This is a genomic window from Klebsiella sp. JB_Kp031 (genome assembly GCF_040064295.1).
GTDB classification, from domain to species: Bacteria; Pseudomonadota; Gammaproteobacteria; order Enterobacterales; family Enterobacteriaceae; genus Klebsiella; species Klebsiella quasipneumoniae.
This window is the reverse complement of record NZ_JBEAJW010000026.1, coordinates 17,087-32,012: the sequence shown is the minus strand read 5'-3', so window position 1 is coordinate 32,012 and position 14,926 is coordinate 17,087. Positions and strand designations below refer to the sequence as shown.

The 14,926-nt window shown below is 60.1% G+C and carries 12 protein-coding genes; 9 read left to right on the top strand and 3 right to left on the bottom strand.

Features of this window, described 5'->3' with window-relative positions; genetic code table 11:
- Positions 1–75 precede the first annotated feature (75 nt).
- The 7 genes from ABLV64_RS11125 to ABLV64_RS11095 all read left to right on the top strand — a co-directional run bounded on the left by ABLV64_RS11125 (position 76) and on the right by ABLV64_RS11095 (position 9,030).
- Positions 76–1,089: a LacI family DNA-binding transcriptional regulator gene (locus ABLV64_RS11125; RefSeq protein ID WP_017899639.1), complete on the top strand. Its 1,014-nt coding sequence runs from the start codon at positions 76–78 to the stop codon at positions 1,087–1,089.
- Positions 1,090–1,224: 135 nt separating this feature from the next.
- Positions 1,225–1,752, top strand: a complete 528-nt coding sequence (hydN, locus tag ABLV64_RS11120) for an electron transport protein HydN (protein ID WP_004205658.1) — start codon at positions 1,225–1,227, stop codon at positions 1,750–1,752.
- An 8-nt stretch (positions 1,753–1,760) separates the two neighbouring features.
- Positions 1,761–3,995 (top strand): carbamoyltransferase HypF, encoded by a 2,235-nt coding sequence (gene hypF, locus ABLV64_RS11115; protein ID WP_348843259.1) that lies wholly within the window; start codon positions 1,761–1,763, stop codon positions 3,993–3,995.
- Complete coding sequence (locus ABLV64_RS11110) at positions 3,992–5,005, top strand: HoxN/HupN/NixA family nickel/cobalt transporter (RefSeq protein ID WP_017899641.1); 1,014 nt, start codon at positions 3,992–3,994, stop codon at positions 5,003–5,005. Before hypF ends, ABLV64_RS11110 begins: the two co-directional genes overlap by 4 nt.
- Before the next feature lie 318 nt (positions 5,006–5,323).
- Positions 5,324–6,379 carry an amidohydrolase family protein gene (locus ABLV64_RS11105; RefSeq protein ID WP_004205661.1) on the top strand — a complete coding sequence of 352 codons (1,056 nt, stop codon included), beginning with the start codon at positions 5,324–5,326 and terminating at the stop codon, positions 6,377–6,379.
- Positions 6,369–7,637, top strand: coding sequence for an MFS transporter (locus tag ABLV64_RS11100; protein WP_043520692.1), 1,269 nt, complete (start codon positions 6,369–6,371; stop codon positions 7,635–7,637). The genes ABLV64_RS11105 and ABLV64_RS11100 overlap by 11 nt, the downstream gene beginning before the upstream one ends.
- Before the next feature lie 58 nt (positions 7,638–7,695).
- On the top strand, positions 7,696–9,030 hold the full coding sequence (locus ABLV64_RS11095) for an MFS transporter (protein ID WP_032456500.1): 1,335 nt from the start codon (positions 7,696–7,698) through the stop codon (positions 9,028–9,030).
- Between the two features lie 38 nt (positions 9,031–9,068).
- Here the strand turns inward: ABLV64_RS11095 and ABLV64_RS11090 are convergent, their stop codons facing one another.
- Positions 9,069–9,785 (bottom strand): IclR family transcriptional regulator, encoded by a 717-nt coding sequence (locus tag ABLV64_RS11090; protein WP_004205664.1) that lies wholly within the window; start codon positions 9,783–9,785, stop codon positions 9,069–9,071.
- 166 nt (positions 9,786–9,951) lie between these two features.
- On the opposite strand from ABLV64_RS11090, the gene ABLV64_RS11085 reads away from it, so the two are divergent.
- Both ABLV64_RS11085 and ABLV64_RS11080 read left to right on the top strand, forming a co-directional pair.
- Complete coding sequence (locus ABLV64_RS11085) at positions 9,952–10,647, top strand: hypothetical protein (protein ID WP_004205665.1); 696 nt, start codon at positions 9,952–9,954, stop codon at positions 10,645–10,647.
- Positions 10,644–11,591 (top strand): hydroxyacid dehydrogenase, encoded by a 948-nt coding sequence (locus ABLV64_RS11080; RefSeq protein WP_348843258.1) that lies wholly within the window; start codon positions 10,644–10,646, stop codon positions 11,589–11,591. Before ABLV64_RS11085 ends, ABLV64_RS11080 begins: the two co-directional genes overlap by 4 nt.
- A gap of 712 nt (positions 11,592–12,303) precedes the next feature.
- Here the strand turns inward: ABLV64_RS11080 and norW are convergent.
- Complete coding sequence (gene norW, locus ABLV64_RS11075) at positions 12,304–13,437, bottom strand: NADH:flavorubredoxin reductase NorW (RefSeq protein WP_004205667.1); 1,134 nt, start codon at positions 13,435–13,437, stop codon at positions 12,304–12,306.
- Positions 13,434–14,882, bottom strand: coding sequence for an anaerobic nitric oxide reductase flavorubredoxin (gene norV / locus ABLV64_RS11070; RefSeq protein ID WP_348843257.1), 1,449 nt, complete (start codon positions 14,880–14,882; stop codon positions 13,434–13,436). The genes norW and norV overlap by 4 nt, the downstream gene beginning before the upstream one ends.
- Positions 14,883–14,926 lie beyond the last annotated feature (44 nt).

Genomic DNA, 14,926 nt, shown 5'->3' with positions numbered 1-14,926 from the left:
GGTGAACAGGGGAGTGCTGTAAAAGCGGGAAACGTGCAGTACACTGCCTGCAACTTTTGCAACAGGAAGAATCACATGGCAACGATGCTGGAGGTCGCTAAGCGCGCGGGGGTATCGAAGGCGACCGTGTCGCGGGTGCTGTCGGGCAACGGCTATGTCAGCCAGGAGACCAAAGACCGGGTGTTTAAGGCGGTGGCGGAGAGCGGCTACCGACCGAATCTGCTGGCGCGCAACCTGGCGACCAAAACCACGCAAACCCTCGGCCTGGTGGTGACCAATACCCTGTACCACGGCGTCTATTTCAGCGAGCTGCTGTATCAGGTGGCGCGGATGACCGAGGACAAGGGGCGGCAGCTGATCCTCGCGGATGGCAAGCACAGCGCGCAAGAGGAGCGGGAGGCGATCCAGTACCTGCTGGATCTGCGCTGCGATGCGATCATCATCTACCCGCGTTTTCTCACTGTCGACGAGATGGATGAGATCGTTGAGAACCACTCGCAGCCGATCATGGTGCTTAACCGCCGCCTGCGCCGCCACGCCAGCCACTGCGTCTGGTCCGATCAAAAAGCGTCGGCGATGCGGGTGGTGGAGCGGCTGATTGCCCTGGGCCACCGCGATATCGCTTTTATTACCGGCTCCCTTGACTCGCCCACCGGCGTTGAGCGTCTTGCCGGCTACAAAGACGCGCTGGCTGGCCACGGCATTACCCTGAACGAGGCGCTCATTGCCGAAGGGCGCTGGACGCCGGAAACCGGCGCGGCGGCAGTGGAGAGCCTGCGTCAGCGCGGGGTGACCTACAGCGCGCTGGTGGCAAGCAATGACGATATGGCCATCGGGGCGATGAAGCAGCTTCACCAGCTGGGCATTAAGGTGCCGGAGCAGGTCTCGGTGGTGGGGTTTGACGATATTGTGCTGGCGCCGTACATGGTGCCGTCGCTCGCCAGCGTCCGGGTGCCGGTGACGGAGATGATTAAAGAGAGCATTAATCGCCTGATATTTATGCTCGATGGCGGGGAATTCAATGTTCAGCAGAGCTTCCCAGGGGCGCTGATCGAGCGTGAGTCGCTGGTGGCGGGTCCCTGCGCCTGACGTCGTCAGCTGTCATCGTCACTACTGACGATGACAGCGCATCACCGATTAAAATCTATTTATTATCAATAATATAAGAATTGGAACGTATTATGCATACTCCGGCGCCTAACCCTCTTACTGCTGGAGAAATGGATGAACCGTTTCATTATCGCCGATGCGAGCAAATGCATCGGCTGTCGCACTTGCGAAGTGGCCTGCGTGGTGTCCCATCAGGAACATCAGGACTGCGCCTCCCTGACGCCGCACACCTTTCAGCCGCGTATTCATGTGATAAAAGGGGTCAATGTCTCCACGGCCACCGCCTGCCGTCAGTGTGAGGACGCCCCCTGCGCCAACGTCTGCCCGAACGGCGCTATCAGTCGCGATAAAGGCTTTGTTCACGTGATGCAGGAGCGCTGCATCGGCTGCAAAACCTGTGTCGTCGCCTGCCCGTACGGGGCGATGGAGGTAGTGGTGCGGCCGGTGATCCGCCATAGCGGCGCCGGACTGAACGTCGTGGCGGAAAAAGCCGAAGCCAACAAGTGCGATCTCTGCTTCCACCGCGACAGCGGCCCGGCCTGCATGGAGGTCTGCCCGACGCACGCCCTGGTCTGCGTAGACCGCAACAAGCTGGAGCAGATGAACCAAGAGAAACGTCGCCGCACGGCGCTGGCCTGGTAACCTTTGGCATGAACGGGGTGCAAATCCGCATTCGCGGTAAGGTGCAGGGGGTGGGGTTCCGCCCCTTTGTCTGGCAGCTGGCTCAGAGGCAGGCTCGCTGCGGCGATGTCTGTAACGACGGCGAGGGCGTTCTGGTGCGGCTGGCCGGAGGCGATGACGGTTTTACTGCCGCCCTCGCTGCCCACTGCCCGCCGCTGGCGCGAGTCGACAGCGCCGACTGCGCCCCTTATTGCTGGGCGGCTCCGCCGCAGGGCTTCACCATCCGCGAGAGCGGGGCGGGGCGGATGCGCACCCAGATCGTGCCCGATGCCGCGACCTGCCCGGCGTGCCTCGCGGAGATGAATGATCCCCGGGCGCGCCGCTATCGCTACCCCTTTATCAACTGCACCCACTGCGGGCCGCGGTTGACCATCATTCGTGCCATGCCTTACGACCGGCCTTTTACCGCGATGGCGCCGTTTCCGCTCTGTCCGCCCTGCGAGGCGGAATACCGCGATCCCGCCGATCGCCGCTTTCACGCCCAGCCGGTGGCCTGCCCCGACTGCGGGCCGCGGCTGGAGTGGCGGGCCCAGGGTGAAGTGCGGCGCGGCGAGGCGGCGCTGCAGGCGGCTATCGCCCGGCTGGCGGCGGGCGACATCGTGGCGATAAAAGGCGTCGGCGGCTTTCATCTGGCCTGCGACGCCGGCAACCCCGCTGCTGTTGCCACGCTGCGGGCGAGGAAACACCGTCCGGCGAAACCGCTGGCGGTGATGCTGACCTCTGCGGCGGGGTTACCTGCCGACGCCGTGGCGCTGATGGACTCCCCGGCGGCGCCCATCGTACTGATTAGCAAAGCGCAGGTCTCCGGCCTGTGCGACGAGATTGCGCCAGGGCTTGCGGAAGTTGGGGTGATGCTGCCGTCTAATCCGCTGCAGCATTTGCTTCTGCAGGCGCTGGCGCGCCCTATCGTGATGACCTCCGGCAACCTTAGCGGCCGCCCGCCGGCGTTAAGTAATACTGAAGCACTCAACGACTTAGCCGACATCGCCGACGGCTTTTTGCTCCATAACCGCGACATCGTGCAGCGGCTGGATGATTCTCTGGTGCGCTCGAGCGGAGAAATGCTGCGCCGCGCCCGGGGCTACGTCCCGGATGCGCTGGCGCTGCCGCCGGGTCTGGACAAGGTGCCGCCGCTGCTGGCGCTGGGCGCGGACATGAAAAACACCTTCTGCCTGGCGCGCGGGGGCGAAGCGGTTCTCAGCCAGCACTTCGGCGATCTTGGCGAGGAGGGCGTCGAGCAGCAGTGGCGCAGCGCGCTGCAGCTGATGCAGAACATCTTCGCCTTTGCGCCGCAGCGGGTGGTGGTTGACGCCCATCCTGGCTATCGATCGACGCAGTGGGGAGCGGCTCTGCCGCTGCCGGTGGAGACCGTGCTGCATCACCATGCTCACGCTGCGGCGTGCCTGGCAGAGCACCGCTGGCCGCTCGACGGCGGAGACGTTATCGCCCTGATCCTCGACGGAATCGGCATGGGGGAGAACGGCGCGCTATGGGGAGGGGAGTGCCTGCGGGTTAACTATCGCCAGTGCGAACATCTCGGCGGGCTGCCGGCCGTCGCCCTGCCGGGCGGCGACCTGGCGGCGCGTCAGCCGTGGCGTAATCTGCTGGCTCAGTGCCTGGCTTTTGTCCCTGACTGGCAGGATTACCCGCAGACCGGTACGCTGCGCCAGCGCAACTGGCCGCTGCTGGCGCAGGCCATCGACCGCGGTATTAACGCGCCGCGCGCCTCGTCCTGCGGACGGCTGTTTGATGCCGTCGCCTGCGCGCTGGACTGCGCCCCGGAGAGCCTGAGCTATGAGGGGGAGGCGGCCTGTCGGCTGGAGGCGCTGGCCGCCAGCTGCCCCGGCGTCAGCCATCCGGTCACGCTGCCGTGGCGCGGCAATGCGCTGGACCTGGCCACCTTCTGGCGGCAGTGGCTGCGGTGGCAGGCGAGCCCGGCGCAAAAAGCCTGGGCATTTCATGACGCCCTGGCCTGCGGACTGGCGGCGATGGCCCGCGACTGTGCGACTGCCCGCGGCATCGACACGATTGTCTGCAGCGGTGGGGTGCTGCATAACCGTCTGCTGGCGGCGCGATTGACCTTTTATCTGGCGGATTTTACTCTGCTGTTTGCGCAGCAGTTGCCGGCCGGCGACGGCGCAATCGCCTATGGTCAGGCGGTGATCGCCGCCGCTCGCGTTCAGGCTCAAGGAACACAACAATGATAATGACAGTTTTACGCCAGCAGCCGCGCGCCGCGGGCCTGGTGTTGGGGTTGATCGCGGCGAACTTACTGGCCTGGTGCTGGGCGCTGCAGGCCTTTGGCGACAGCGGCGCGCTAATGGCCGCCAGCCTGCTGGCCTGGGGCTACGGCCTACGCCACGCAGTGGACGCCGATCATATCGCGGCGATTGATAACGTCACCCGCAAGATGATGCAGCAGGGGCGGCGGCCCTTCGCCGTCGGGGCCTGGTTCTCGCTGGGCCACTCGTCGATTGTGGTGCTGGCCTCGGCAGCGATTGCCGCTACCGCCACGGCCTTCAGCGCGCAGATGAACTGGCTGCACGACACCGGTAGCGTCATCGGCACCGCTGTGTCGGCGCTGTTTCTGCTGGCGATGGCCTTTATCAACCTGGTGATATTGCGCAGCGTCTGGCGTAGCTTTCGGGCGTGGAAGCGGGGTGAGCCGTTGAGCGACGAGATCGTCAGCGGCGGCGGGGTGATGAGCTGGCTGTTTGGCAAAACCTTTCGTCTGGTCAGCCGTAGCTGGCAGATGTACCTGGTCGGTTTCCTGTTCGGCCTCGGGTTTGATACCGCCACCGAAATCGGCGTGCTGGGCATCTCCGCCGCCGGCGCGTCGAGCGGGATTTCCGTCTGGTCGATTATGGTCTTCCCGGCGCTGTTCGCCAGCGGCATGGCGCTGGTGGACACCCTCGATAACGTGCTGATGGTCGGCGCCTACGGCTGGGCGTTCAGCAAGCCGCAGCGCAAGCTTTACTACAACATGACCATCACCGGCACTTCGGTGGTGGTGGCGCTGTTTATCGGCGGCCTGGAAGCGCTGGGTCTGCTGATGGATAAGTTTGCGCTCAGCGGCGGAATATGGCGCTGGGTAGGGGCGTTAAACGACAACCTCGGCGACGCCGGGTTTGTGGTGGTCGGGCTGTTTGTCGCCTGTTGGGCGCTGTCGGTGCTCAATTATCGCTGGCGCGGCTACGATAATCTGGCGCGTTAGGTTCAGCATTTTCCCGGCTTGCGCTGCGCTAAGCCGGGCGATCATCACTCTCTGGCGGCGCTTCTCTGCGCAGGTTCCCACCGGTCGTCACGAACCATCGCTCTACGTTAATCAGCTCACTTATTTAACTCATTGAAAAATTATTATTTTTATCAAATCTTCATTTCTCTTCGTTTTAACGACCCGCAGCATCTGTGATTCACCTCTTATTTACATCATTTAAACCATTCGTTAACTGGATAAAAACACGGCAGCCTCGTTATAGTAGTTTTGTAAAATAAAACACTGTTGTACAGGGTAAAACAAAACGAGGTATTCATGGAGATCGTTACCGCGCCGCACCTTGCGGTCAGAAACGAGTGGCTTGCGTTACATCGTGAAGCGCCATTACAACCCGAGCTGCCCATCATTGATGCGCATCATCATCTTTGGGATCGGCAAACCGGCCGCTATCTCACCCATGAGTTCAGCGACGATATCCAGACCTCAGGGCATCGCGTTGTCTCATCGGTCTACGTGCAATGCCGCTCCATGTTGCGTCGCGACGGGCCGGAGACGCTTAAACCGCTTGGTGAAATCGAGTTTGCCAGCGGTATCGCCGCGATGTTCGCCAGCGGACATTATGCAAACGCGCTCGGATGCGAAGCCGTCATCGGCGGCCTTAGCTTGCTGGCGGGCGATGCGATGCAGCCTGCCATCGAGAGCGCGATAGCGTTATCCGGCGGGCGGCTGCGTGGGATGCGCAATCCGTTGGCCTGGCATCCCGATCCGCGGGTCACGTCCAGCCCGGTTACGCCACCGCCAGGACTGGCGCTGAGCGATCCGTTCCATCGGGGCGCTCTCTGCCTTGCGAAAAATGGATTGTCGCTTGATGTGTGGGTTTACCACACGCAACTGGATGAAATTGCCGAGCTGGCGCGGTACATACCAACGCTTCAGATTGTGCTCGATCACTGTGGCGGGCCAGTCGGCGTTGGACCCTATTCAGAACGGGATCCAGACATGTTTCAGCAGTGGCGAAACAGTATGCGACATCTGGCGGAACTGCCGAACGTATGCGTAAAAATTAGCGGATTTGGTATGACGGTCAGGGGATTTCCCTTCGCAGCGGCAGAAACACCGCCGGATTCGCAAATGCTGGCACAGGCCTGGCAACCGTGGTTTGAGACCATCGTTTCGCTTTTCGGTGCGGAACGCTGCATGTTCGCCAGCAACTTTCCGGTCGATAAAGGCATGTTCAGCTACGGCGTTTTCTGGAACGCCTGCAAACGCCTGGCGCAACAGATGTCCCCTGGCGAACAGGCGCAGTTGTTCTGGCGCACTGCCGCAACCTGTTATCGGTTAACCTCTGTGGAGAAGATCAATGACCAGTAAAAGCGAGCTGAATCAATTTACTGCGACTAAAGCGACGCCTGACACATTGCCACAGCGCGTTGCTGAGAGGCGGACGCTGGCGCTGGGCGGCCTTGGCTGGACATTTGAAAGCTATGACTCCTTTCTGCTTTCATTGCTGTTGCCAGTACTGGGCGTGGTGTTCGGTATTAATAAAACCGAGCTTGGGCTGTTTATCAGCGTCACGGCCGGGGGGCAGATTATTGGCGGGATCCTGTTTGGTTTTATCGCCGACAAAATTGGCCGTGTAAAAACGGCGCTGACCTGTATCGCCATCTATTCACTCTTTTCCGGCCTGTTAGCCTTTACGCACGATCAACAACATTTCGCGCTGTTACGTTTTTGCGGCGCGCTGGGTATGGGCGGAATGTGGACATCGGGCGCGGCGCTGATTGCGGAAACCTGGCGGCCAGAGCGGCGCGCGCGCGGCGGCGCGCTGATGCAAATGGGGTTGCCCGTTGGCGCGATTCTGGCCATCAGCCTGACGGCAATCGTCAGCTCGGTTAATGGCGGCCTGGAGCAGGGGGCATGGCGCTATCTGTTTATGATCGGCGCGCTGCCGGTGTTCATTATGAGCGTGGTGGCCTGGTTCACACCGGAATCGCAGGTTTGGCTTGCTCGTCAACAGGCGAAGGCGACGAGTAGTCAACCTGCCGCGAAGCTGGGGAAACACAATCTGCGAGGTCTGCTGCTGGCCTTTGTCTTTATCTTTTTTATTCAGTATCTGTTCTGGGGCGTATTTACCTGGACACCCACCTATCTGCGAGAAGTCAAACACCTGGATTTTCTGCACAGTCTGAAATTTGTACTTGCGCTGCAGGCTGGGGCCATCGCGGGGTTTCTGGTGTTTTCGGTGCTGGCGGATAAGTGGGGACGCCGTCCAATGTTCCTGATTTATCTGTTAACGGGCGCGATTGCCGTCGCGCTTTACCTTGTGACCACTCAACCCATCATTCTGATGGTGGCGATTTTCATGGCCGGTTTCGGGGTTAACGGTATTTTTGCGGGCTCCGGACCCTTCCTGGCGGAAATCATCGGGGACACCTCTTCCCGGGGCTTCCTGATGGGGCTCGCCTATAACGGAGGCCGTCTGGGCGGATTTATTGCGCCGCTACTGATTGGCGCTGTCGCCAATGCCGGCGGTTTCACCGCGGGACTGGCGACGACCGTGGTTGCTTTCCTTGCGGCGATGCTGGTGGTGTGGCGAGCGCCGGAAACCAGAGGCATCAAGCTGAAGTAACGTATTTCATCTCTACATCGTTTTCCTGATAAACATAATGAAACCCTGCGAGGAAACCATGACCGATCAATTACCGAACCGCGCGACCGATAACGACGCGCTGGAAAAAGAGACCATGCGGCGGGTTATCTGGCGCATCCTTCCGTTCCTGGTGGTGAGCTACCTGGTGTCGATTATTGACCGGGGCAATATAGGTATGGCTGCGCTGCAGATGAATGAGGATCTGGGGCTAAGTAAGGCGGCTTTTGGTTTCGCCAGCAGTTTGTATTTTGTCGCCTACTTTATTTTTGAAGTACCCAGCAATCTGGCGATGCAGAAGGTGGGCGCACGCTTGTGGCTGCCGCGCATTATGATTAGCTGGGGAGTGGTATCGATGTGTATGGCGCTGGTGCAAAATACCACCTCACTGTATATCGTCCGTTTTTTACTGGGTGCCGCCGAAGCGGGTTTCTTCCCGGGCGTGGTGCTCTATCTTACCTGGTGGATCCCGTCGCGCTACCGTGCGCGCATCATTGCCTCTTTTATGGTGGCCATTCCGCTGGCTAACTTTATCGGTTCACCGCTTTCAGGGTTGATCCTGACCCTGGATGGCTGGTTAGGGCTGCGTGGCTGGCATCTGTTATTCATTATTGAAGGGCTGCCGGCGGTACTGCTGGGAATAGCCGCGTTTTTTATTCTGCGCGACCGCCCTCACCAGGCTGGCTGGTTAACCGAGCGGCAAAAAACGTGGCTGGAAAACACCCTTCAGGCAGAGCGGCAACAGCAGACACAGATCGGCCACACCACGACATGGCAACTGTTGAAGCATCGCCAGATCTGGCTTATGGCGCTGATTTACGCTGGCGCTTCTTCTGCCGGCACCACGCTAAGCGTCTGGTCTCCACAGCTGCTGAAGTCGTTCCATCTTGATAACCTGACCACCGGGCTGCTGAATGCCATCCCCTATGGCCTGGCCTCGGTGCTGATGATTGTATGGGGACGCAGTTCGGACCGGAATAATGAACGCCGCTGGCACACGGCCCTTGCCCTCTTTATGATTGCGGCTGGCGTGTTCGCGGCATTTATCAATCTATCGCTGCCGGCCACCATTATGATCCTCAGTACCATACTGATTGGCGCATATGCGGCGAAGGGCCCCTTCTGGGCGCTGGCATCGGGCTGGATGAGCAGCACGTCAGCTGCCGCCGGGCTGGCGGCCATCGGCGCGATCGCCAACCTGATTGGCGGCGCGGTGATGGTGAATGCCTATGGCATTATTAGCGAACGGACAGGAAGCTATACGCTGGCGATGCTGCCGCTGGCCGCCTTGTGTCTGGCAGGCGGCATTGCGGTGCTGGCGATGGGGCGCCGTTACTCGCAGTCTGCCAGGCAGGAAAAACAGGTGACCCATTAATAAGCAAAGGCGGGATTTTTCCCGCCTTCTCAGCAAAGCTACTCTTTCACACCGTAAAACGTTTCGCAGAAAGGCTTGCTGGCCCCTAGCTTGAGCGACAGGCGGTTGGCCGTCTCCTGCATGAGCTGGCTGATGCCGCTCGTTTTACGATCTTCCGTCAGACGCGATGCCGGCCCGGTCAGGGCCAGCGCCGCGATCAGTCTATCGTGGACGCCAAAAACAGGCATTGCGAAGGCCGCAGTGTGCGGGTCGCGCGCGCCGGAGGTATAGAACGGCAGCGTCGACTCGTCTTCCGGCAACGATTCACCCAATCCCCAGTGGCGTAAAACCTTGCTGATAGCGGAACCATCCAGCGGGAACTGGCTGCCGGGCAGGTTGCTGTGGCGTAATCCCTGGGAGGCTTCGGCGCGGAACAGGCACAGGCGTTGCCCACCCTCAATCACATACCAGCTTGCGCTTTCGCTGGAGGCCTGCGACAGCGCCTGCAATTCCGGCTGTACGACTCTGGCAAGTTCAAATGATTGCTCATAGAGCTTGCCGAGATAGAGCAAACGGTGGCCGAGCGTATAGGTGCCATCGTCGTGCCGGATGATGTAGTTCATTCGCTCAAGCGAATTCATCAGGCGATAAACGGTTGTTTTGTGATATCCCGAAAGCTGGGCCAGCTCGGTTAACGTCAGACTGTCATTACCGGGACGGAAGCAGTCAAGTAAAGCCAGCGCCTTTTCAACGGCAATTACGCCTTCATTCCCCATCATGTTCTCCTTTTTGCCGACCAAAATTGTACCTGAATTTTGTGAGTAACTTCGTGTTTACATCACAAACAACTTCGCAACACTGGCGAAAAGCGACGCAATGCTCGTATAGTTGTTTTATATAGTACACACAAGTTGTACCTAGTAAAACAAATGGAGAGTCACCATGCCTGCTTCACAACAGAAACTCATCAATCTTGATATTGCGCGTGTTGACGCGGAAGAGGTCCGTCAGGCTGCCGAATTTCAGGCCGCCATCCTGGCTGACGTAGCCGGACGCCGTGGCACATTACATGGCCGCATCAAGCCGCTGGCGCCGCATATGACGGTTGCCGGGCCGGCGATTACCGTAGAGGTACGCCCAGGGGATAATCTGGCTATTCACGCCGCAATGGCCGTCGCCAAACCTGGCGACGTGCTGGTCATCGACGGGAAGGGCGATCTCTCCTGCGCGCTGCTGGGAGAGATCATGGCAACGCAGGCGCAGGCCAGCGGTATCGCCGGGATCGTCATCGATGGTGCTGTTCGTGATGCGGAAACCTTAAGTAAACAACGCTTTCCGGTTTTCGCAGCCGGCCTGAATCCGTGCGGTCCCACCAAGTTCATTCCTGGCCGGGTCAATCATGCCATTTCGGTCGGTGGCGCCGCGGTGCAGGCAGGTGACTTAGTGGTAGGGGATATTGACGGCGTGGTTGTTATCCCGCGCGATGAAGTCCGCACTATCATCGAGCTGGCGAAAGGTAAACTGGAAATGGAATCAAAACGTCTGGTTGCTATCCGCGACGGCGACCTTCGTCCGCACTGGCTGGAGAGCGCTCTGCGTCAGGCGGGGATGCTGAGCGAAGGGGAGACACTGCCATGAGCGCTAAAAAAGTCATACTGATTACCGGCAGCGATTTGGCTGACGCGGCGCTGGGGATGCTGGAAGATTACGAACTTGTCTTTGCCGGCCGCCAGCCTACAGAGGCCCAGCTGATCGCGCTGTGCCAGCAGCACAATCCCGTCGCCATCCTGGTGCGCTATGGCCACATCACTGCCGCCGTTATGGATGCCGCCCCGGCATTGAAGGTGATTGCCAAACATGGCAGCGGCATCGATGTCATTGACGTTGAGGCGGCTGCCGCGCGCGGCATTCTGGTTCGCGCGGCGACCGGGGCGAATGCCGCCGCGGTGTCCGAACACACCTGGGCGTTAATTCTGGCCTGTGCTAAGTCGGTCATTCCGCTTGATCGCCGCCTGCGCGAAGGGCACTGGGATAAATCAACGCATAAATCGCTTGAGCTTGAGGGCAGAACGCTGGGACTCATCGGCCTCGGCGCCATTGGCAGCCGGGTGGCGAAGATTGCCTGTGCCTTTGGCATGAAGGTTCTGGCTTACGATCCCTATGCGAAAGCGGTTCCGCCGGAATGTGAACGTGTTGCTGAACTTAGCGAGCTGCTCATGCAGGCCGATGTGCTGTCGCTTCATTGCCCTTTGACGCAACAAAACAGGGAAATGATCAATGCCGCCACGCTGGCGCAGTGTAAGCCGGGCGCCATCCTCGTGAATACCGCGCGCGGCGGGTTGATTGACGATGCGGCGCTGGCCGCGGCATTAAAAGCGGGGACCTTGCGCTGGGCGGCGCTTGACAGCTTTAATAGTGAACCATTAACCACGCCGCATATCTGGCAGGCGATCGATAATGTCATTCTCTCTCCGCATGTGGGCGGCGTTAGCGATGCCTCTTACGTGAAAATGGGGACCGCCGCCGCGGCCAACATTCTGCAGGTGCTGCAGGAGTTGGCTCAGACAGAAACAACGTATTAAGTGTTAACCGAACCTGCGCTCCCGGTTAATTATTCTGCCCTTATGCACTTACGGGCGGCGTCCGCAGGCCGGGTAAGCGTAGCGCCAGCCGGCGAAATAACCGCGCAACAGGGCTGCGTGGGAGGTAATCAATGCTTGCCCGGCGGCGCTGCGTGTATTGCAGATACGGTTATCGGAATGCCACTTTGTCACTCCGGCAACAGCGTCTGTCGCCTGTAACTTCAGCGTACATTGCGCTCCCGGTTAATCTTCTGCGTTATGTCTTTCATGGCGCAGGGAGCGCACAGGGGGCGGCCAGTCGCCGCCGCCCCCTGTACCCCCGGGCTCCGGCCAGCAAAATCGCCGCTGCGCGGTCCCTTCGACTTATCCCTGCAGGCTTCGGGTCGGGCCGAGGCAGCGTCCGTGCAAAACACGGCCCTCAGCCCGCATCCATGCGGGCTGCCCCGGCCTTCCGGGAATGTCTCAGCGATTTTGAGGCCGTCAGCACCGGCAGTTTCAGCGACCCCAGCGCCAGCGGTGATTTGGGGCTGTAGGCCGGGTAAGGTGCAGCCGCCACCCGGCGAAATCAAGGATACCGTGCCTGATATCTTGCCCGGCGGCGCTGCGCTTGCACGGGCCTACGGGGTGTGAGCCTGTGAGTGGATCCTGTAGGCCGGGTAAGCGTAGCGCCACCCGGCAAACTAACGGCGCAACAGGGCTGCCTGGAAGGTCATCAACTCCCCAGCTGTTTGAGCAGGGCAAAGGCGTCTTTCATCTTGTCTTCGCTGACCACAAAGGCGCGCAGCTGCTTCTCACCATCCAGCCCTTTCGCCACCAGCCCCTCTTTGGCGGCCACGATGTTCCACGTCAGATCCTCGCGACGGGTATCGCCGGCCAGATGCAGCGGCAGATCCGGGGTCTTCACCTTCACCAGCATCGGCGGCAGTTTCAGTTCTCCCGTCTGCGCCAGCAGGTTTTTACTCAGGCACATGGCGCTGAGTAAAATCGGCTGCAGGAACGGCAGTACCGTACCGTTGATTTCCGCACAGTCGCCGAGGGCGTAAATCGCCGGGTCGCTGGTTTGCAGCTGGCTATTGACCACCACGCCGCGGTTAATCTGCAATCCGGCGTGGCGCGCCAGCGAGGTTTCCGGGCGCAGGCCGGCGGCGGCCACCACTGCATCGACGGTTATCACGCGCTGGCGATCGAGGCTAACGCGGATGCCGTCGGCGGTATGCTCAAGCCCTTCCAGCTGCGTTTTTAACATCAGATGGACGCCCATCCCGGTGAGGCGATGCTGCAGACGGCTGCTGACCTCCGGCGGCATCAGCGCCGCCAGTACGCTGGCGGCGTTATCAACCACCGTCACCGCTTTACCGGCGCGACAGAAATCCATCGCCAGCTCGCAGCCAATCAGGCCGCCGCCGACGATCAGCACCCGCCTGGCGTCGCGGAGCTGGCTCTGCGCGGCGCCATATTCGCGCTGGCTGTTCAGCGTCAGCATCAGCTCGCGGCCCGGCACCGGGGGGATAAACGGCGTGGCGCCGGTGGCCAGCACCAGTTTGTCGTAGCGCCACTGCTTATCCAGGCTTTTCACCCGATGGTTTTCAGCGTCGACATCGTTCACCCAGGTATGGGGAAACAGGCGCAGATTGTACTGCTCGGCGAACTCGCCGGCGCTTTGCAGGGTGAGATCGTCGGCGTGCTGTCCGCGGCTGATGACGTGGCTGAGATCGGGCTTGTTGTACTCATCCATGCTATCGGCGGCGATGAGGGTCAGCGGGATTCCGGCATCCTGCTTACGAATATTTTTCACCAGCTGGCGGGCCGCGAAGCCCGAGCCGATGATGACGATACCATCACTCATTTTGCCTCCGTCGCCAGGACGTCAAAGACATCTTTGCCAAGAGAACACTCAGGACAAAGGAAATTGTCCGGCACTTCACTCCAGGGCGTGCCCGGCTGGACATCCTGGTTAGGTTCGCCTTTCGCCGGGTCATAGACCCACTGGCAGACGCTGCACTGCATCATGGGACCGAGATCGGCGGCCGTGGCGGCGGCACAGGCGTAGTCCTGTTGTTCCGGCGTGACTGTCGCTTCAGCAACCGGCAGCGGGGAGAGAGCCCACTGGCGGGCGATGTCGCGACCGTGTTGGCGGCACAGTTCGAGCGCGTCGATATCCGGGCGCCATTTGGCTTTCAGGCTCAGGGACATCTCAAAGCCGGCATCCTGCAGGCGGGTGGACAGGCGGTCTACCGCGCCGCCGCTCCAGCCGTGGGAGCCAAAGGCGCTGGCGCGTTTGTTGCGAAAACGCAGCCCGGTCATCTCTTCCACCAGCCCGGCGATTTTCGGCATCATCACGTTGTTCATGGTAGAGGTGCCCACCAGCACGCCCTTCGAGCGGAAAACATTGGTGAGGATGTCGTTTTTGTCGCTGCGGGCGACGTTAAAGATTTTCACCGCCACCCGTGGGTCGACCTCAGTGATCCCCTGGGCAATGGCGTCCGCCATCATGCGGGTGTTGTTGGACATGGTGTCGTAGAAAATCGTGATGCGATCTTCCTGATAATCCGCCGCCCATTCGAGGTATTTCTCAACGATTTGCGTCGGGTTATCGCGCCAGACCACGCCGTGGGAGGTGGCAATCATCGCTACCGGCAGATTGAAGCCGAGGATTTCGTTAATTTTCGGCGTCACCAGGCGGCTGAAGGGCGTCAGGATGTTGGCGTAGTAGCGCTGGCACTGTTCGTACAGTTCACTCTGGTCCACTTCATCGTTGAACAGATGTTCGTCGCAGTAGTGCTGCCCGAAGGCGTCATTGCTGAACAGCACCGCGTCGCCGGTCAGGTAGGTCATCATGCTGTCCGGCCAGTGCAGCATTGGCGTTTCGACGAAGATCAGCTGCTTACCGTTGCCGATATCGAGAGTGTCGCCAGTTTTCACCACGTGGAAGTTCCACTCCGGATGGTGGTGATGACCGTTGATGGAGTCGATGGCGTTGGCGGTGCAGTAGATCGGCGTATCCGGGATCTGCATCATCAGCTCAGTCAACGCGCCGGCGTGGTCCTCTTCGGCGTGGTTAATAACGATGTAGTCGAGGTCGGCGAGGTCGATTTCGCGGCGCAGGTTCTGCACGAACTCGCGGCTGAATTTGTGATCGACGGTATCGATCAGCACGTTTTTCTCTTCGCGGATGAGATAGCTGTTATAGCTGCTGCCGCGCAGCGTTTTATATTCGGTGCCGTGGAAATCACGCACTTCCCAGTCACGTTGGCCAACCCAAAGAATGTTATTTTTCACCACAATAGACATAGCAACCTCAATCAATACAGTGTGTTTAAACTCAGTTGCCTGGC